Genomic DNA, 18,018 nt, shown 5'->3' with positions numbered 1-18,018 from the left:
TTGCTTTGAGAGGGTTCCTTTTTTACGGGATCAAGTCCGGGCAGGCTGCGGTCTTATCAATGCAGTTTCAGCATGGCAGCCTCATATTTTTGATACCAGCTGCCCATCCATTTCAGCATTTTTTCACTTACCCTTGCTGTTATCTTTTGAATACTCTTTTCGTAAAGCAGGCTGAGCACAAGTGCTGCAAGCAGCCAGCCAGCTGAGTACAAAAAGACCCACAAAAACAGATGGGCATACCCGTACCGGTTAAAAATGCAGTGCCAGAGATAGGGTCTTGCATAGGTTCGCAGCAAAATGTTTTCATGGATGATATAGATCAGCATAGAACACTTTGCAATGTGATTTACCCTTTTATTTTTAAAGTGGTTCTTTCTGGCCAGCCCAAACGCCGCAATGGCGATCAGGATCAAAAAAAGATTAAAATTGCTCACCCACCGCAAAAGCTGATCCGACAGCGCAGCGATCTTCAATCCAAGCAGGTCAGTCAGAACCACGATGCCCACTGCCCCCGCCGCACCGCACAGCAGCAGGATGCCATTCACTTTTGCGCTGGAATACAGCTCCATACAATAGCGCTTGATGTAGGCAACGATCAGATATACGCTGATCCAGAGAAGCAGCATATTCGGGAAGAAAAAACTGTCTTTTATAAAGTTAAAGCCGATATACAGTACCGCCAGTACAGAAACCACCTTCAGATGTTCTTTTTGCGTCATCGCGGCGATCAGACGGTTCAAATACGGATGGATGGGATAGAATAGCAGATAGCAGGTCAAATACCAGTTATTTGCAAAGAGCGTTGGGAAAAGCGAAAAAATGAAAAGTTTACCGCTTACCTCACCCCGGATCAAAAGCGTTATTCCAAGGAGCAGGACGGAGATCACCCAGATATCCAGCAGCATCCCCATCATTTTCTTGCCGGACGCTTTTGTGCTGTCCAGCAAAAACCATGCAGAAGCAACGAAGAAGATCCAGTTCCCCAGCGCGCCAAAATGCCGCATGACCGCTAAAAGCAGAACTGTTATGCTGGTCGTTGCATGGGTACAATCCAGAATGTAGTCGCTATACGGAATATATTCATTTTCCGTTATCAGTGTCAGCACCACATGGCTGATTACGATCAGAATGACCGCAATGATCTTTAAAAGCTCAACGCCGGAATCCCGCATTCTGCTTTTGTCCGCAAAAACTTTTTGTTCCATGACCTCACCCTTTCTGTTTTCGCCTTTTTCAGGCGATCTATGTATTTTATTGTACCACCTGTACTTTTTTCATACAATACCTGCCTGTACAGAAAAGCCGCCGGGCAGTTTTTTCTGCACGGCGGCTTCTGATGTTTCTTATGCTTCTTCGTGCTTGACCCGCTGGATATCCCCCAGGTCGTAGGGGGTGTTCTGGTAAACGTAGTAGTTGAGCCAGTTTTCGTACAGCAGGTGGGCGTGGGCGCGCCATCGGAACAGCGGCGGCTTTGCGGGGTCGTCGTCCGGGTAGTAGTTGACGGGCACATGGATGGGCAGACCCTTGGCTACGTCCCGCTTATACTCGGCATCCAGCGTGTATTTATCATACTCCGGGTGACCGGTGACAAAGATCTGCCGCCCGTTCTCGGTGCTCATGAGGAAGGGTCCGGCGGCGTCACTCTCGGCCAGAATGCGCAGGGCGGCGCAGTTGTCCACATCCTCCCGGCAGATGCCAGTGTGGCGGCTGTGGGGAGCATAGAACACCTCATCAAAGCCGCGCACAAGCGGGTTTGCCGGGCGGGTGACCCGGTGCTCGAACACGCCGAACATCTTTTCCGGCAGCAACTGCTTGCGCACGCCGTAGTGGTAGTACAGCCCGGCCTGTGCGCCCCAGCAGACATGGAGGGTGGAGTAGACGTTCGTTTCGCTGAAGTCCATGATCTCGCACAGCTCGTTCCAGTAGTCCACCTGCTCAAAATCCATGGTCTCCACCGGCGCGCCGGTGATGATCATGCCATCATAGCGGTTGTTCTTCACCTCGTCAAAGGTCTTGTAAAAGGCCTCAAGGTGGGCAGCCGACACATGGGTGGCAGAGTGGCTGGCAGTTTGCAGCAGGGTCATGTGTACCTGCAGCGGGGTGTTGGCCAGCAGCCGGGCGATCTGGGTCTCGGTGGCGATCTTAGTGGGCATCAGGTTCAGGATCAGGATCTCCAGCGGACGGATATGCTGCGCCAGCGCCCGCTCCCGGTGCATGACAAAAACGTTTTCCTCATACAGGGCATCAAAGGCAGGTAAGGTCTTGGGGATGATCAGCGGCATAGGATGGTTGCTCCTTTCATACCTTATCCAGTGCCTGCGCGATATCGGCGATGAGGTCCTCGGCAGATTCCAGACCGCAGCTCATGCGCACCAGCTCGGCGGGCACACCGGCGGCAGCCAGCTGCTCGTCGTTCATCTGGCGGTGGGTGCTGGAGGCAGGGTTCAGGCAGCAGGTGCGGGCATCCGCCACATGGGTCTCGATGGCGGCAAGCTTCAGCTCCTTCATAAAGGTGCTGGCGGCCTGACGTCCACCCGCCAGACCAAAGCTCACGACGCCGCAGCTGCCATTGGGCAGGTACTTCTGCGCCAGTGCATGGTAGGGGCTGCTTTCCAGCCCACAGTAGTTCACATAGGCCACCTTGGGGTGGTTCTCCAAGAACTGTGCCACTGCCATGCCGTTGGCGCAGTGGCGCTGCATCCGAACGTGCAGGCTTTCCAGACCAAGGTTCAACATATAGGCGTTCATGGGGGACTGCATGGAGCCGAAGTCCCGCATGAGCTGCGCGGTAGCCTTGGTGATGAAGGCACCCTCCTTGCCAAAGCGCTCGGCGTAGGTAATGCCGTGGTAGCTGTCGTCCGGGGTGCACAGACCCGGGAACTTGTCGGCGTGCGCCATCCAGTCGAATTTGCCGCCGTCCACGATGGCACCGCCCAGCACTGCGCCGTGGCCGTCCATGTACTTGGTGGTGGAGTGGGTCACGATGTCCGCGCCCCACTCAAAGGGGCGGCAGTTGACCGGCGTGGGGAAGGTGTTGTCCACCATCAGCGGTACGCCGTGGGCGTGGGCGGCCTTGGCAAACTTTTCAATGTCCAGCACGGTCAGGGCGGGGTTTGCGATGGTCTCGCCGAACACCACCTTGGTGTTGGGCCGGAAGGCGGCGTTCAGCTCCTCCTCGGTGCACAGAGGGTCCACGAAGGTGGCGGTGATGCCCATTTTAGCCATGGTGACCGAGATGAGGTTGAAGGTGCCGCCGTAGATGGTGCTGGAGGCTACGATGTGGTCTCCGGCCTCGCAGATATTGAACAGGGCAAAGAAGTTTGCGGCCTGTCCGCTGGAGGTAAGCATGGCGGCAGTGCCGCCTTCCAGCTCGCAGATCTTTTTGGCTACCATGTCGCAGGTAGGGTTCTGCAGACGGGAATAGAAATAGCCGTCTGCCTCCAGATCGAACAGCTTGCCCATGTCCTCGCTGGTGGCGTACTTGAAGGTGGTGGACTGAATGATGGGGATCTGGCGGGGTTCGCCGTTGCCGGGGGTGTAGCCGCCCTGTACACAGATGGTATCACGGTTCATACAACATACTCCTTTGCTGGTTTTTTGGTCGGGAAGGACGATTCCCCGCAGGAGGGGCTGCCTCCGGCGGGGAATCGAAAAATCAAAGCTTCTTATTTCCGCAGGCGCTTATCGCTCTTGGTGGCCCACAGGGTACCCACAGACTGGAACGCCTGCACCATCAGCACCAGCAGCACCACACAGACGATCATGATGTTGGTCTGGTAGCGGTAGTAGCCGTAGGACAAAGCGATCTTGCCCAGACCGCCGCCGCCGATGACGCCGGACATGGCGGAGTAGCCCAGAATAGTGGTCAGCGCGGTGGTCATGCTGGAGATCAGGCCGGGCAGGCACTCCGGGATCATGACCTTGGTGATGATCTGGAAAGGAGTAGCGCCCATGCTCTGAGCAGCTTCCACCACGCCCTCGTCCAGCTCCCGCAGGCTGGTCTCCACCAGACGTGCCACAAAGGGGAAGGCGGCGACCACCAGCGGAACTACGGTGGCCTTGGTGCCCACCGTAGTGCCCACGATGGCGCGGGTAAGCGGGAATACACAGATCATCAGGATCAGGAAAGGCACGCTGCGCAGAATGTTGATGACGATGTTGATCAGGTGCATCAGCCAGCCGGGCAGAGGCAGAATGCCATCCTTGTCACCGGCTACCAGCAGCACACCCAGCGGCAGACCCAGCACCAGCGCAAAGGCGGTGGAGAGCACCGTTACATAAAAGGTCTCCCAGATGGCAAAGCCGTAATCTGCGATATTCATATACCGGTCACCTCCTCTACCGTTACGCCAGACTGGCTGCGCATATATTCCATAGCCTGCTGTGCGACCGCAAGCTCTGCGGGCAGCTTGAGCAGCATGGAGCCGTAGCACTGGCCGCTCAGATCACGGGTATCGGCGCTGAGCACCGACACCAGAATGCCTTTTTCGGCGGCAAGGCTTGCCACCAGTGGCTTTGCGGTGGAGGAACCATTAAAGGTAACGCGCACCACATGGTCATCCGGCGCAAAGCAGGAAAGATCCCGCGCTGCGCTGCCGCCGTTGGGCGCCACCAGACGCTTGGCGGCTGCCGTTTTGGGGTTTGCAAAAATTTCCTGTACCGAGCCCTGTTCCACGACCACACCGCCGTCCAGAATGGCCACGCTGTCGCAGATCTCCTCCACCACGCTCATCTGGTGGGTAATGACCACAACGGTGATGCCCAGCTTGCGGTTGATATCCTTGATCAGGGTCAGGATGGAGTGGGTGGTGTTGGGGTCCAGCGCACTGGTGGCCTCATCGCACAGCAGCACCTTGGGGTTGGTTGCCAGTGCGCGGGCAATGGCGATGCGCTGCTTCTGACCGCCGGACAGCTGTGCCGGGTAGGCGTTTGCCTTATCCGGCAGACCCACCATCTCCAGCAGCTCCATGGCACGCTTTTCCGCCTCCGCCTTCTTTACGCCTGCCAGCTCCATGGGGAAGCAGACGTTCTTCAGGCAGGTGCGCTGCATAAGCAGATTGAACTGCTGGAAGATCATGGTGATCTCCCGGCGACGCTTGCGCAGCGAGGCGGGAGACAAAGTCTCCATTGCCACGCCGTCGATCACCACGCTGCCGCCGGTGGGGCGCTCCAGCAGGTTGATGCAGCGCACCAGCGTGGATTTGCCCGCACCGGACATGCCGATGATGCCGTAGATTGCGCCATCGGGAATGGTGAGGTTGATGTTTTGCAGCGCTTTCACCGCGCCATCCTTCATCTGGAAGGTCTTGGAAAGGTACTTGAGTTCGATCACAGAAATTGCTCCTTTAGCTTGGAAGTTGTTTTCGTAAGCGGGTGCGCCGGATGGCGAGGATTTTTGCCCGCAGACAAGGCGATTTTTCGCAGCAATCCTTGCTGGATTGCAAGGGAAAGCAACGCAGTATGCGAGTAAAAAGACCGTTCAGCCGGTGTGCAATGCTTATGAAAACGGCTTCTTAACCCTCGATGGGTGCCAGACTGTCCTGCTTGCCGCCGTAGACGCCCATGGGCTCTACGTGAATACCGGCAACAGTGACCAGATGGGTACCCTTTTCGGCGTTGAAGTTGTCCAGATACGGCTGATGCTGGAAGTAGTTGGTGTCTACCTGACCGTCCTCGACGATCTGGTTGGGGATCACATAGTCGTCGTACTCCTGAATATCCAGCGTGATGCCCTTGGCGGCAAGGATCTCCTTGCACACCTCCAGCACCTCGCAGTGGGGAGCGGGAGTAGCGGCGCAGCTGACGGTCTGGCCGTTCAGAGCGTCATAGTCCACAGTGGAATCATAGCCGTCGGTGGGGTTCTCCACAACGGACACCACGGAGCCCTTGTAGGTCTCGTCCATGAAGTCCTTCACCTTCTGGCTCTGCAGGGCAGCAGCCAGAGCCTTGATCTTAGGCTCCTCCTGATTGCCGTCCTTGCACACCAGAATGTTGACGTAAGCAGAAGAGCCGTCCTCCATGGCCAGTGCATCGGTCATGGGGTTCAGACCGGCAGAGATGGCGTAGTTGGAGTTGATGACGGCGTAGTCCTCGTCCTGCAGGACGTTGGGCACCTGAGCGGCCTCCACCTCGTCCACGGTGACATTCAGGGGGTTCTCCTCGATGTCGTTCTTGGTGGCGGTCAGGCCGGCATCTGCCTTCAGCTTGAAGAAGCCGTTCTTCTCCAGCAGGGTCAGGGCACGAGCCTCGTTGGTGGTATCGTTGGGCACAGCCACCTTGATCTTATCCAGCTTAGCTGCGGCAGAGGATGCCACGCTGCCGGATGCAGCGGCGGAAGAAGCAGTGGAAGAAGAACCACCGCAGGCAGTCAGGGCAGCGGCTGCGGCTGCCACACCGGTAACTTTCAGAAAATCGCGACGAGTAATCATAGTTTTGTTCCCTCTCTATTTGTTCTCTATTATGTACTGCGGCCCGCACGGCACCTTTCCGCGCGCGGCCTTGAACGGATGCATGAAAAAATGCCCCCGTCCTTACGAGTCTTAGACTCTGCAAGGACGGAGGCATGAACATACTTCCGTGGTACCACCTTGGTTCACTGTACCCTTACAGATACAGCCTCGATGCTGCGGCAGCGTGTACTGCTTACAGCCGGACGCTGTAACGGGCGCATCCCGTTGCGGGCTTAGCACTCCTGCACCTCGTCCGCACGGCTCCGAGACCATTTTCAGCTTCCTGTTTCCTGCCCTTTTCCACCGCCCGGGCTCTCTGGTAAGGATCAATGCGAAGGCCTACTCTTCTCTTCACAGCCATTTTTGTGATATTGACACTATAATAAACCCATCGGCGGCATTTGTCAACACCTTCAACGAAGTTTTTGGGTAGGGATATGGCTTCCGGCCTTTTGCCGCGCCCGTTTTGCTTGACAATGCGCACAAAAAGGGTTATACTATAACTACAAAAGGCACTGCGACAAGCGGTTGGCCCTTTAGGTTTTTAGTTTAACTTTTATCCAAAGAAAAACCGTCACCTGTGGGGGGTGGCGGTTTTTACTTTCTTACCTTGATCGTAAACGTAAATCCAAACAAGTGGAATGTCAAAGTAATAGGCATGTTCTCACCTCCTTCCGGAAGTGAGGGCCAACCGCCTGCCGTATGTGCAGTACCTTTCAGTCACTTTTCAGAGACAGGACGATTATAACATATTCCGACCCTTTTCGCAAGAAAGCTCTGGTGTTTCCAGAGCTTTTTATTATACGCCCTTGTATGCGGCTGGTGCACATGATAAAATAGGGTATCATCTTTTGCAAGGAGAGCAGGCAATGAACAGCAGAGACCCTTTTCCCGATGAAGAGCTGCGCCGCCGCATCATGGATTTTATCATGGCCGCAGGGCAGACCCTGCTGGAAAACGGCGCAGAGGTGTTCCGGGTGGAGCAGACCATGGAGATCATGGCGCGCAGCTTCCATCTGCGGGAGTTCCACGTTTATGTGCTGACCAACGGCATTTTTGCCAGTGCCGGCACTGCCGAGATCAGCGAGGTGCGCAACGTACCGGTGCGCACCACTCATCTGGGGCGGGTGGCGGCGGTGAACGAGCTTTCCCGCCAGATCGCCCAGACCGGGATGACCTTGGATGAAGCCGAGAGCCGTCTGGTGCTGGCGCGGCAGCTGCCCTTCCCCAAAGATCATGTGCAGCTGCTGTCCGGGCTGTGCGGGGCGTTCTGCTTTGCCATGATGTTCGGCGGCAACCTGCGCAGTGCACTGGCAGCTGCCGGGGCGGGGCTGGTGGCCAGCTGGTATCTGCTGTGGTGCGGGCGGCATGAAGTGCCCGGCGGCTTCCAGAAGATCAGCACCGCCGCGCTGATCACGCTGGTGTGCATCCTGCTGTGCAATCTGCTGCACACTTCTGCAAGCCACGCCATCATCGGTACGCTGATGATTTTGACCCCGGGCATCGCCTTTACCATGGGCATCCGGGACTTTGTGCAGGGCGACTACCTTTCCGGCACCATCCGCATGATCGACGCCTTGCTTATTGCCGCCAGCATTGCCATAGGCACCGGCCTTGTACTGCGGCTGTACACGGTATTTACGGGGGTGGTCGTGGTATGATGTCCCTTACAGCTGTACAGATCAGCGAGCTGACCGCGCAGTTTTTTCTGGCCGCGGCGGGCACGCTGAGTTTTGCCATTCTGTTTGCGTGCCCCCGGCGCTGCCTGCCTTACTGCGCGCTGGTGGGCGCTGTGGGCTGGCTGTGGTACGAACTGCTGACCCTGCTGGGCGCAGACGCCGCCACGGCCTCCCTGCTGGCGGTCATTCCGCTTACCATCCTTACCCGCGTGTTTGCCATTACCCAAAAAACGCCGGTCACGGTGTTTTTGCTGACCGGCATTTTCCCGCTTGTGCCGGGCGCCGGCATCTACTACACCGCCTACTATTTCATCCAGAACGAAAACGCCCTTGCTCTTGCCAAGGGCATCAGCACCTTTAAAATTGCGGTGGCACTGGCCATCGGCATCAGTCTGGTGCTGTGCGTACCTATCCCGAAAAAACGAGGAAAATGACTATATACAAAAAAGGGCGGCAGTCACACGACTGCCGCCCTTTTTAACTCAGGTTTCGAGCTTTCTAAGCCAGCTCAAATTATTTGTGCATCTTGATTGTTGCGGTAACAGCAACTTCGCCCTTGCCATCGCCCAGATCGTTGATACCGAACGGGCCATTAGTAGTAGGAACAACATCAAACAGGTAACCGCCGCTCACAACCGTTGCTGCGGGCAGCTCAGCCTTGGTCAGAAACTTCTTGCTCATGGGAACATCAACGGTAGCATCAGTAATAAACCCGTTAGAGCCCGAAAAACGATAAGTAACAGTAACGTTTCTCATTTTTTCCGGTGCAACAGGCTTAACAGCCATCACAACGCGGTTGTTCTCGCTGATCTGGTTCTTGCCGTTGTCGATAATCTCGTAGCCGGGCAGAGCTTCCTTCAGATCGGTCTTGTAAACAAACTCAGCATCCGATGCAACGGCAATCGTCATGGTGGTGCTCAGCATAGCGTTGTTGACGGTGTCGTAGAATGCAACCGTAACATTCTTGCTGGTAGCGATTTTCTTCAGGGTAACAAGCACACACTCCTTGCCGTCGATTTCCTTGATGTTCAGCTCACCGGTGCTCTCCACAGTATAGCCCTGCGGGATCTGCTCAGCCTTAATCAGGGAAACAGGAACAGTCTTGGCGTCCTTTTTAACAACAACAGAACCATCCTTGCCAGCAGTTGCGCCGTTGCACATAAAGATGACCTTAACTTCCTTGGTCACTTCAGGAATCACAGGAGTATCAGGAGTATCAGGAATATCATCCTTGGAGCAGCCAGCCAGCACACCGGTAGCCGCAACAGCCAGAGCAGCAGCGCCTGCGCCCTTCAGGAACTGACGACGAGAGATATTAGACATAATAATCAACCTCACGATCTTTTATTTTCAGCTCCTACTACAAAATAGGAGCTTGTTCTTCTATAATATACCCCCCCCTGTATTATTTTGTCAATACTTATTTCGACTTTTTGCAAAAAAGTTTTTAACAATCACCATCTGTTTATCATTCTTGTTGCAAGATATTGCCGCATCTGTTATATTTTACTATAATGTGATTTATAAAAGGAGTGATTTCTATGAACGCAATGGAACTTCTGACCACCCGCCGCACCTACCGCCGATTTGCACAAAAGGCCGTGCCGCAGGACGTGGTGGATGATATCGTACAGGCCGTGCGGCTGTCCTCCTGCGGGGCAAACCGGCAGGCGGTGCGTCTGGTGCTGGTGCAAAGCCCGGAGATGGTCGCCAAGGTGCAGCCGCTGGTCAAATGGGCTGGCTATCTGCCGCCGGAGCAGGGCACGCCCAAAGCGGACGAACTGCCCACCTTTTATGCAGCTGTGGTGCAGGATACCGCCATCCCCGGCGACCTTGCCACCGACACCGGCATTGCGCTGGCCAACATGACCCTTGCCGCATGGGACAAGGGCGTGGGCAGCTGCATCATGGGCGCGATCAATAAGCCCGCCCTGACCGCGCTGCTGGGCATCGAGGAGCCGCAGAAGCTGGCCTTTATGGTGGCTTTCGGCTACCCCACCCACAAAGCCAGCATCGTCCCCATGACCGAGCAGACCGGCGTAAAGTACTATCTGGACGAAAACCGCGACTACTGCGTGCCCAAGCGCAGCGCGGAGGAGCTTGCAAGAAGCGTATAAGCGCCGCAGTGCAAGTTCGCCCTCTCAGGCGCTCCCGCGCCAGCTCTCCCGAAGGGAGAGCCAAGCCGTAAAGCTAATCGCTAAAGTATTAGGTGCAATGAGGAAGTTCTCGGCAGTGCTCTTGCCTCTCCCTTTGGGAGAGGTGGATGCGAACGTAGTGAGCAGACGGAGAGGGCGCAGGACAGCAAGGGCTGAGGGAGTTTATACTGCATATATTCACGCATTTTCTCCGTTATTGCATAAATGTTTGCAAAATCGTTTCAATTTCACGGATTATTATGCACAAGTATTGACTTTTTGTTTTGTACAAACTATACTAAGTGCGTTCCCCGAAAGCGCGATGAATCGCATCCCATCGGGGCAAAGCAAACTATATTGCATAGATTGAGGAGTGTTTGAATATGAAAAAGATCTCTCGCCGCAGCTTCATGGCTGCCGCTGCCGTTTCCGTTGCTGCTCTGGCTATGACCGCCTGCGGTGGTTCTGCAAGCTCTGCTGCTTCCTCTGTGGCAAGCTCTGCCGCTTCCTCCGAGGCTGCTTCTTCTGCCGCTGCTGCTGAACTGACCACCGTGGAGGCCGGCAAGTTGACCATGGCTACCAACGCCGCCTTCCCTCCGTACGAGATGACCACCGATGCCGGCGAGTTTGAGGGCATCGATGTGGACACCGCCAAGGCCATTGCTGAGAAGCTGGGTCTGGAGCTGCAGATCGATGATATGGACTTTGACGCCGCACTGCTCAGCGTGCAGCAGGGCAAGGCCGACATCGTGATGGCAGGCGTTACCGTGACCGACGAGCGCAAGGCTGTGATGGACTTCTCCGACAGCTACGCCACCGGCATCCAGTCCATCATCGTGCCTAACGATTCCGACATTGCTTCTCCCGACGATCTGGCCGGCAAGACGATTGGTACCCAGCGCGGCACCACCGGCTACATCTACTGCTCCGATGACTTCGGCGATGAGAACGTGGTTGCTTACGATGACGGTCTGACCGCTGTGCAGGCCCTGAACAATGGTCAGGTGGACGCTGTGGTCATCGACAACGCTCCCGCACAGGAGTTCGTGGCTGCCAACCCCGGCCTGAAGGTGCTGGACACCAGCTACGCCGAGGAGGATTACGCCATCGGCATGGCAAAGGGTTCTGCTCTGGAGGACGCTGTCAACAAGGCTCTGGAGGAGCTGAAGGCTGACGGCACTCTGCAGGCCATCGTGGACAAGTACATCAACGCAAACTAAGCTGCGTGCCCTGTACCATTTCCGTACCCAAGGAGGCGCCCCGCTCCGGGGCACCTCTTTTTTTAGAAAAAAGTGGTTACAATTTATTGACAAACAGAAAGCGAGGATGTGAATGGCTGCGCAATACGAACTGCTCAAAGAGCTGCTCAACAGCGGCACAAAGCTAAGCTTTGGACAGGATTTCTTTTTTAAGTTTTATCAGGCCTTTCTGCTGAAGGACCGCTGGATGCAGTACATCAACGGTGTGGGCACCACCCTGCTGGTCACCGCACTGGCGCTGGCGCTGGGCGTGGTGCTGGGCAGCGTGGTGGCGCTGGTGCGCGTGACCCACGACCAGCAGCGCCCCGGCCACAAAAATGCGGTGCTGGGCTTTTTTAACGCGGTGTGTCAGGTGTACACCACCATCATCCGCGGCACGCCCATGATGGTGCAGCTGCTGATCATGAGCATGGTCATTTTTTCCAACAGCCGCAACTTTACCATGGTAGGTGCGCTGACTTTGGGCATCAACTCCGGCGCGTATGTATCCGAGATCATCCGCGGCGGCCTGATGGCTGTGGACCCCGGCCAGATGGAAGCCGGGCGCAGCCTTGGCCTGAACTACATGACCACCATGGTGGTCATCATTATCCCGCAGGCCATCCGCGCGGTGCTGCCTGCACTGGGCAACGAGTTCATCGTCCTGCTCAAGGATACTTCCCTGATCACCACCATCGGCGGCAAGGAGCTGCTGTATGCTGCACAGGGCATTATGAACCGTACCTATGAAGCCATGTTCCCCCTGCTGGGCGTTGCACTGATCTACCTGATCCTTGTTATGCTGTTTACATGGCTGCTGAGCAAGTTTGAGAGGAGGCTGGCACAAAGTGACCGATAAGATTTTGGAAGTACGCGGCCTGACCAAGACCTATGGCGGCGTAAAGAAGCGCGGCGCAAAAAAAGCCGACCCCACGCTGGACGTGCTGAAAGGCATCGACCTTGATATCTACCGCGGCGATGTGGTGTGCCTGATCGGCCCTTCCGGCTGCGGCAAGTCCACCTTTCTGCGCTGCCTGAACCGGCTGGAGACTCCCACCTCCGGTTCCATCAAGTTTGAGGGTGTGGAGGTAAACGAGACACACATCGATGCCGTGCGCCAGAAGATGGGCATGGTGTTCCAGCACTTCAACCTGTTCCCTCACCTGACCGTGAAAAAGAACCTTGAGCTGGCACCCAGCTTGCTGAAGCTGAAGGACAAAGAGGCCATCTCTGCCCGTGCAGACGAGCTGCTGGCCCGCGTAGGTCTGGCCGACAAGGCCAACGCCTACCCCAAGAGCCTGTCCGGTGGTCAGCAGCAGCGCATTGCCATCGCCCGTGCGCTGGCCATGGATCCGGATGTGATCCTGTTCGACGAGCCCACCAGCGCCCTTGACCCCGAGATGGTGGGCGAGGTGCTGGAGCTGATGAAGGAGCTGGCACACACCGGTATCACCATGCTGGTGGTCACCCACGAGATGGGCTTTGCCCGCGAGGTATCCAACCGGGTCATCTTCATCGATGACGGCAAAATTCAGGAGGATGAGCCGCCGCAGGAGCTGTTCACCAACCCCAAGCACCCCCGCCTGAAAGCCTTCCTCTCCAAGATGCTGTAATAATATAAAAAATTCAAGCCCGGAAGGTCGGTAGACCTTCCGGGCTTGTTTCATTAAAAATAGCGCTACGGCTCAAAGCTCTGCCAGAATGGCGTCGCCCATGGCGGTGCAGCCAAGGCAGGTGCAGCCATCGCTTATGTTGTCGGCAGTGCGCAGACCCTTGTCCAGCACACGGCTCACGGCGTTCTCAATGGCATCGGCTTCCTCTGCCATGCCAAAGGAGTACCGCAGCATCATGGCGGCGGACAGGATACAAGCAGTGGGGTTTACGATGTCCTTGCCTGCAATGTCCGGGGCAGAGCCGTGGATGGGCTCGTACAGACCCCGGGTGCCGTCGCCAAGGCTGGAGGACGGGATCATACCGATGGAACCGGTGATCATGGAAGCCTCGTCCGACAGGATATCGCCGAACATATTCTCGGTGACGATTACGTCGAACTGAGCGGGGTTCTTCACGATCTGCATGGCGCAGTTGTCCACGAACATCTCGCTGTACTCCACATCCGGGTACTCGACCTGCAGCCGGTGCATCACAGTGCGCCACAGGCGGCTGGTATCCAGCACGTTGGCCTTATCCACGCAGCACAGCTTTTTGCGGCGCTTGCGGGCGGTCTCGAAGCCGATGCGGCCAATGCGCTCGATCTCGTGCTCTGCATAGGGCATGGTATCCACGGCCTGCTTTTCGCCGTTTTCCAGCGTGTGGGTCTCGTGATTGCCGAAGTACACGCCGCCGATCAGCTCCCGCACAATGATAAAGTCAATGCCTTGTGTCACGATCTCGGGCTTCAGGGGGCTGGCAGGCGCCAGCTGCGGCCAGATCTTCGCCGGGCGGTTGTTGGCGTACAGTCCCATCCCGGCGCGCAGCCGCAGCAGACCTTTTTCCGGCCGCTGCTCCCCGGGCAGACCCTCCCACTTGGGGCCGCCTACCGCGCCCAGCAGCACGCTGTCGGCGGCAAGGCACTTGTCCAGCTCGTGCTGGGGCAGCGGGTCGCCGTACTTGTCAATGGCCTCGCCGCCCATGGCGGCAGCGGTGTAGTGGAAGGTATGGCCGTACTTTTCAGCCACCTTATCCAGCACCCGGAGGGTCTGCTTTACGATCTCCGGGCTGGAGCAATCGCCCCAGATGACAGCAATATTTTTTTCCATGAGGTACTCCTTTTATGCTCCAAACACATTTTCACGGATGGGGATGGGGTTATTTCTGGATGGCCTTCATCAGACCACCGGCGGAGATGATGTTCTGGATAAAGGGCGGGAAGGGCTCGGCGTGGAACACCTTGCCGTTGGTCTCGTCGGTGATGACGCCGGTGTCAAAGTCCACCTGAACGGTATCCCCTGCCTCGATGGCGTCCACAGCCTCCGGGCACTCCATGATGGGCAGGCCGATGTTGATGCTGTTGCGGTAAAAGATACGGGCAAAGCTTTTGGCAATGACTACCGCGATGCCTGCAGTCTTGATGCACAGGGGTGCGTGCTCGCGGGAGGAGCCGCAGCCAAAGTTCCAGCCGCCCACCATGATATCGCCGGGCTGCACCCGGTTCACAAAGTCCTTGTCGATATCCTCCATGCAGTGGCTGGCAAGCTCCTTGGCGTCCTGCGTGTTCAGGTGGCGTGCCGGGATGATGACGTCGGTATCCACGTTATCCGGGTATTTGAAAACAGAACCTCTTGCGTTCATGCTCATGCTCCTTTCGGGTCAGACCGTGCGCGGGTCGGTGATGTAGCCGGTCAGGGCGCTGGCGGCGGCGGTGGCGGGAGAAGCCAGATAGACTTCACTGTCCACATGACCCATGCGTCCCACAAAGTTGCGGTTGGTAGTGGAAACGCAGCGCTCGCCCGCTGCCAGAATGCCCATGTAGCCGCCCAGACAGGGGCCGCAGGTGGGGGTGGACACGATGCAGCCCGCATCAATAAAGGCGGTGGTCCAGCCCCGCAGGATGCACTCCTTATAGACAGCCATGGTGGCGGGGATGATGATGCCGCGCACGCCCTTGGCGATGTGCTTGCCATTGAGGATGTTGTAGGCGGCCTCCATGTCCTCCAAGCGGCCGTTGGTGCAGCTGCCGATGACCACCTGATCGATCTTGATGTCCTTGCCCTCGCTGGCGACATGGGTGTTCTCGGGCAGATGGGGGTAGCTGACGGTGGGCTCCAGTGCGCCGAGGTCGATCTCGATGGTCTTTTCGTACACGGCATCGGGGTCGGCCTCATAGAACACCGGCGGGCGCTGGCTGCGGCCTGCCAGATAAGCCTTGGTCACCTCGTCCACCGGGAAGATACCGTTCTTGGCACCGGCTTCAATGGCCATATTGCAGATGCACAGGCGGTCGTCCATGGTAAGCCCTGCCACGCCCGGGCCGGTGAACTCCATAGACTTATACAGTGCGCCGTCCACACCGATCATGCCGATGATGTGCAGGATCAGATCCTTGCCGGACACCCGGGGGTTAAACTTGCCGGTAAGCACGAACTTGATGGCAGAGGGCACCTTGAACCATGCCATGCCGGTGGCCATGCCTGCGGCCATATCGGTGGAGCCTACACCGGTGGAGAAGGCACCCAGCGCACCGTAGGTACAGGTGTGGCTGTCCGCGCCGATCACGCAGTCACCGGCGGTGACGATGCCTTTTTCCGGCAGCAGGGCGTGCTCAATGCCCATCTGACCGACATCGTAGAAGTTGAGGATATCGTATTTATTGGCGAACTCCCGGCACTGCTTGGACTGGGTAGCGCTCTTGATATCCTTATTGGGTACAAAGTGATCCAGCACGATAGCAATATGCTCTTTATCAAACACGCGGTCAAAACCGGCGCGTTCAAACTCGTTGATGGCCACCGGGGTGGTGATATCGTTGCCCAGCACAATGTCCAATTTTGCATTGATGAGCTGGCCTGCCTTGACCTCCGGCAGTCCGGCGTGTGCGGCAAGGATCTTCTGCGTCAGGGTCATTCCCATGGTAGTTTTCTCCTTTTTATCGATTGTTGATCGCACTGACGAGGGCACGGACACCGGCCACGATGATATCGGTGTCGGTACCGGCACCCCATGTGACTGTGTTGTCGCCCCAGACAAGGCCCACATAAGAGGCTGCACGGGAGGTAGAGCCCTCGTCCAGACTGTGCTCAGAGTAATTTTCCAGATGGAAGTCCATGCCGGTGGCGCTCTGGATGGCGTTGGCTACGGCATCCAGACGGCCATTGCCCACCGAGGTGACCACCTTGCGCTGCCCGTTCAGCTCCAGCGTGACCGTGGCGGTAATGCCGTTCACCTGTGCAAAGTGGGCTTCCACCACGTTCAGCGGCTTTGCACGGTTGAGGTAGGTATCCTCAAAGATGTGCAGCACCTCGGCGGCGCTCAGCTCCTTGTGGCTGTGGTCGGACACGCTCTTGACCTTGTAGCCCAGCGCCTCCCGCATCTTGGGGGGCAGATTGTAGCCGTAGTTCTGTTCCAGCACAAAACCAATGCCGCCCTTGCCGCTCTGGCTGTTGATGCGGATGACATCGGCGTCGTAGGTTCGGCCGATGTCGTGGGGGTCCACCGGGATGTAGGGGCAGGTCCAGCGATGCTCGCCGGTCTGCTTGCGGTACGCCATGCCCTTGGCAATGGCGTCCTGATGGCTGCCGGAGAAGGCGGCAAACACCAGCTGCCCGGCGTAGGGGGTGCGCTCGTAGATATGCATCCGGGTCACCCGCTCATAGGTGGCGCAGATGGTGGGCATATCTGAGAAGTCCAGCTTGGGGTCTACGCCGTGGCTGTACATATTCATGGCCAGCGTCACAGCGTCCACATTGCCGGTGCGCTCGCCGTTGCCAAACAGGCAGCACTCCACGCGCTGTGCGCCCGCCAGCACTGCCAGCTCTGCGCAGGCCACGCCGGTGCCACGGTCGTTGTGGGGGTGGGTGGAGATGATCACGCTGTCGCGGTACTTCAGGTGCTTGTCGCAGTACTCGATCTGGTTGGCGTACACATGGGGCATGCTCATCTCCACGGTCACCGGCAGGTTGATGATCATGGGGCGCTCCGGGGTGGGCTGCATGATATCCAGCACGGCGTTGCACACCTCTACGGCGTAGTCCACCTCGGTGCCGGTAAAGCTTTCGGGGCTGTACTCAAACAGGAAGTTGCCCTCGTACTCCTCACTGAGCTGCTTGACCAGCTTTGCGCCGTCCACGGCGATCTGCTTGATCTCCTCCTTGGACTTGTGGAACACCTGCTCCCGCTGCGCCACGGAGGTGGAGTTGTAGAAGTGGATCACCGCCCGGGGTGCGCCCTTGACTGCCTCGAAGGTGCGGCGGATGATGTGGTCGCGGCACTGGGTCAGCACCTGCACGGTGACGTCGGCGGGGATCATATCCTTTTCGATCAGGGTACGCAGGAACTCGTACTCGGTCTCGCTGGCGGCGGGGAAGCCCACCTCGATCTCCTTGAAGCCAATCTTCACCAGCATCTGGAAGAACTCCAGCTTTTCTGCAAGGCTCATGGGCACGATCAGCGCCTGATTGCCGTCCCGCAGATCCACGCTGCACCATGCAGGAGCCTTTTCAATATGGTCTTTTTTTACCCAGCTGTCATAACCGGCGGGTACCGGGTAGTACCCCGGTGCGTACTTGGTAGCGTCCATCATCCTGTTGTCCTCCTGATGTTGTGGTGAGACGAGCCCTCTCAGTCAGCCCCTGCGGGGCTGCCAGCTCCCCCGAAGGGGGAGCTGTTTCCATCATGCAACTGAGAGGGTTATCATACAAAAAGGCTCCCGTCTTTCAAGGCGAAAACCTTGAGAGACGAGAGCCTGTAAATTGCTTTTACAGGGCACCCGTGGTACCACTCTCCTTGCTGCACGGTCAGGTACAGCCACTTTGCACGATCGGCCAAAACGGCGAATCGCTGCCCCTGTAACGGTGGGCGT

17 protein-coding genes and 1 other annotated feature (1 of these 18 only partly in view) are annotated in these 18,018 nt (G+C 57.2%); of the genes, 6 read left to right on the top strand and 11 right to left on the bottom strand.

The features are described from left to right. Positions 1–56 precede the first annotated feature (56 nt). From DXB44_RS07195 to DXB44_RS07170, 6 genes are all read right to left on the bottom strand, one after another. Complete coding sequence (locus DXB44_RS07195) at positions 57–1,205, bottom strand: acyltransferase family protein (RefSeq protein WP_118658219.1); 1,149 nt, start codon at positions 1,203–1,205, stop codon at positions 57–59. Between the two features lie 138 nt (positions 1,206–1,343). Further along, positions 1,344–2,282 carry a homoserine O-succinyltransferase gene (gene metA, locus DXB44_RS07190; protein ID WP_118658218.1) on the bottom strand — a complete coding sequence of 313 codons (939 nt, stop codon included), beginning with the start codon at positions 2,280–2,282 and terminating at the stop codon, positions 1,344–1,346. 16 nt (positions 2,283–2,298) lie between these two features. Beyond that, complete coding sequence (locus tag DXB44_RS07185; RefSeq protein WP_118658217.1) at positions 2,299–3,573, bottom strand: O-acetylhomoserine aminocarboxypropyltransferase/cysteine synthase family protein; 1,275 nt, start codon at positions 3,571–3,573, stop codon at positions 2,299–2,301. A gap of 92 nt (positions 3,574–3,665) precedes the next feature. After that, complete coding sequence (locus DXB44_RS07180) at positions 3,666–4,322, bottom strand: methionine ABC transporter permease (RefSeq protein ID WP_113992408.1); 657 nt, start codon at positions 4,320–4,322, stop codon at positions 3,666–3,668. Then, on the bottom strand, positions 4,319–5,332 hold the full coding sequence (locus DXB44_RS07175; protein ID WP_118658216.1) for an ATP-binding cassette domain-containing protein: 1,014 nt from the start codon (positions 5,330–5,332) through the stop codon (positions 4,319–4,321). The genes DXB44_RS07180 and DXB44_RS07175 overlap by 4 nt, the downstream gene beginning before the upstream one ends. 181 nt (positions 5,333–5,513) lie before the next feature. Then, positions 5,514–6,428, bottom strand: a complete 915-nt coding sequence (locus DXB44_RS07170) for a MetQ/NlpA family ABC transporter substrate-binding protein (RefSeq protein WP_118658215.1) — start codon at positions 6,426–6,428, stop codon at positions 5,514–5,516. Positions 6,429–7,318: 890 nt separating this feature from the next. Here DXB44_RS07170 and DXB44_RS07165 point away from each other — a divergent pair. Both DXB44_RS07165 and DXB44_RS07160 read left to right on the top strand, forming a co-directional pair. Next, positions 7,319–8,110, top strand: coding sequence for a threonine/serine exporter family protein (locus DXB44_RS07165; protein ID WP_055186150.1), 792 nt, complete (start codon positions 7,319–7,321; stop codon positions 8,108–8,110). Beyond that, positions 8,110–8,562, top strand: a complete 453-nt coding sequence (locus DXB44_RS07160) for a threonine/serine exporter family protein (RefSeq protein ID WP_118658285.1) — start codon at positions 8,110–8,112, stop codon at positions 8,560–8,562. Before DXB44_RS07165 ends, DXB44_RS07160 begins: the two co-directional genes overlap by 1 nt. Before the next feature lie 79 nt (positions 8,563–8,641). Here DXB44_RS07160 and DXB44_RS07155 read toward each other — a convergent pair whose 3' ends face one another. Next, the gene (locus tag DXB44_RS07155; RefSeq protein WP_243111076.1) at positions 8,642–9,451 is read right to left on the bottom strand and encodes a twin-arginine translocation signal domain-containing protein; all 810 of its coding nucleotides are present in this window, start codon (positions 9,449–9,451) and stop codon (positions 8,642–8,644) included. A 218-nt stretch (positions 9,452–9,669) separates the two neighbouring features. Here DXB44_RS07155 and DXB44_RS07150 point away from each other — a divergent pair, with 218 nt between their 5' ends. From DXB44_RS07150 to DXB44_RS07135, 4 genes are all read left to right on the top strand, one after another. Further along, positions 9,670–10,245 carry a nitroreductase family protein gene (locus DXB44_RS07150; RefSeq protein ID WP_118658214.1) on the top strand — a complete coding sequence of 192 codons (576 nt, stop codon included), beginning with the start codon at positions 9,670–9,672 and terminating at the stop codon, positions 10,243–10,245. Between the two features lie 401 nt (positions 10,246–10,646). Further along, positions 10,647–11,483 (top strand): ABC transporter substrate-binding protein, encoded by an 837-nt coding sequence (locus DXB44_RS07145; protein ID WP_118658213.1) that lies wholly within the window; start codon positions 10,647–10,649, stop codon positions 11,481–11,483. A gap of 112 nt (positions 11,484–11,595) precedes the next feature. Continuing rightward, positions 11,596–12,360, top strand: coding sequence for an amino acid ABC transporter permease (locus tag DXB44_RS07140; RefSeq protein ID WP_005920313.1), 765 nt, complete (start codon positions 11,596–11,598; stop codon positions 12,358–12,360). Continuing rightward, on the top strand, positions 12,350–13,114 hold the full coding sequence (locus DXB44_RS07135) for an amino acid ABC transporter ATP-binding protein (protein ID WP_097782486.1): 765 nt from the start codon (positions 12,350–12,352) through the stop codon (positions 13,112–13,114). The genes DXB44_RS07140 and DXB44_RS07135 overlap by 11 nt, the downstream gene beginning before the upstream one ends. A 72-nt stretch (positions 13,115–13,186) precedes the next feature. On the opposite strand, the gene leuB is transcribed toward DXB44_RS07135, so the two are convergent. The 4 genes from leuB to DXB44_RS07115 are packed head-to-tail and all read right to left on the bottom strand — an operon-like array spanning position 13,187 to position 17,739. Continuing rightward, positions 13,187–14,260 (bottom strand): 3-isopropylmalate dehydrogenase, encoded by a 1,074-nt coding sequence (gene leuB / locus DXB44_RS07130; protein WP_118658212.1) that lies wholly within the window; start codon positions 14,258–14,260, stop codon positions 13,187–13,189. Positions 14,261–14,309: 49 nt separating this feature from the next. Continuing rightward, positions 14,310–14,792 carry a 3-isopropylmalate dehydratase small subunit gene (gene leuD / locus DXB44_RS07125; protein ID WP_015536899.1) on the bottom strand — a complete coding sequence of 161 codons (483 nt, stop codon included), beginning with the start codon at positions 14,790–14,792 and terminating at the stop codon, positions 14,310–14,312. An 18-nt stretch (positions 14,793–14,810) separates the two neighbouring features. Then, entirely contained in the window at positions 14,811–16,070 is a 1,260-nt protein-coding gene (gene leuC / locus DXB44_RS07120; protein WP_118658211.1) for a 3-isopropylmalate dehydratase large subunit, read from the bottom strand. A 16-nt stretch (positions 16,071–16,086) separates the two neighbouring features. Beyond that, on the bottom strand, positions 16,087–17,739 hold the full coding sequence (locus tag DXB44_RS07115) for a 2-isopropylmalate synthase (RefSeq protein WP_118658210.1): 1,653 nt from the start codon (positions 17,737–17,739) through the stop codon (positions 16,087–16,089). Positions 17,740–17,886: 147 nt separating this feature from the next. Beyond that, positions 17,887–18,018: a binding site (T-box leader), on the bottom strand (it continues 135 nt past the right edge of the window).

It is taken from the genome of Faecalibacterium sp. OM04-11BH, assembly GCF_003482185.1.
GTDB classification, from domain to species: Bacteria; Bacillota; Clostridia; order Oscillospirales; family Ruminococcaceae; genus Faecalibacterium; species Faecalibacterium tardum.
Note: the sequence above shows the minus strand (reverse complement) of the source record. Positions and strands in the feature narration are given on the sequence as shown.